This is a genomic window from Falsiroseomonas oryzae (assembly GCF_027856955.1).
Taxonomy (GTDB): Bacteria; Pseudomonadota; Alphaproteobacteria; order Acetobacterales; family Acetobacteraceae; genus Falsiroseomonas; species Falsiroseomonas oryzae.
This window is the reverse complement of the sequence record NZ_JAPSMD010000949.1, coordinates 1-714: the sequence shown is the minus strand read 5'-3', so window position 1 is coordinate 714 and position 714 is coordinate 1. Positions and strand designations below refer to the sequence as shown.

The window sequence follows — 714 nt, the reverse complement described above, 5'->3', positions numbered from 1 at the left end:
GCCCTTGGCGGGCCGGTGGGCGCGCTGGCAGGTGCGGGGATCGGCGCGGCGGCCGGTGCCGCGACCGGCGCGGCGACGGATCCGAGCGACGTGAACCTGGGCCGCCCGCTGTGGAGCGACCCGGAGGTGCGCGTGCCCGGCGTCGAGACCGGCAGCAACGCCCGCTCCGGTGGTCGCAGCGGCGGCGGCGCGGTGGCCAGCAGCGAGACCCGCGAGTTGCAGCGCGCCCTCAGCCAGCGCGGCTTCGACCCCGGCCCTGCGGACGGTGTCTACGGCGCACGCACGCGCCAGGCCGTGATGGACTACCAGCGCCAGAACAACATGAACGCGACGGGTCGCCCGGATCGCCAGATGCTGAGCGACCTCGGCGTGTCCGCGGGCAGTGCGCGCGCGACGGGCACCACCGGCGCGCGTGCCACCTCGGAACGGGACCGCGCCTACATGGGCGGCGGCGCGGTGGTCGGCCAGGGCGGCAGCACGGGCACCGGCGCCGACACGCGCGGCCAGGCGGGCAGCACGGGCATGACGGGCTCCGGCAGCGGGAATGCCAGCAACGCCGATCCGATGGTGCGCGGCACGGCGCCGGGCACCACGGGTGCGCCGATGGGCACCGGCAGCAACACCGGAACGCAGCGCGGCGCCGGCGGCGGCACCTTCAACGCGCCGCAGGTCGGCGGCAGCGGCGCGCCGGGCAACATGGGCAGCGGCTCGATG

At 77.5% G+C, this 714-nt stretch carries 1 protein-coding gene; it reads left to right on the top strand.

Annotated elements, in window-relative coordinates; translation table 11 throughout:
• Window positions 1-714, top strand: a 714-nt coding sequence (locus OZN99_RS32895) for a peptidoglycan-binding domain-containing protein (protein ID WP_270939372.1), incomplete at both ends; no start/stop codon positions are given.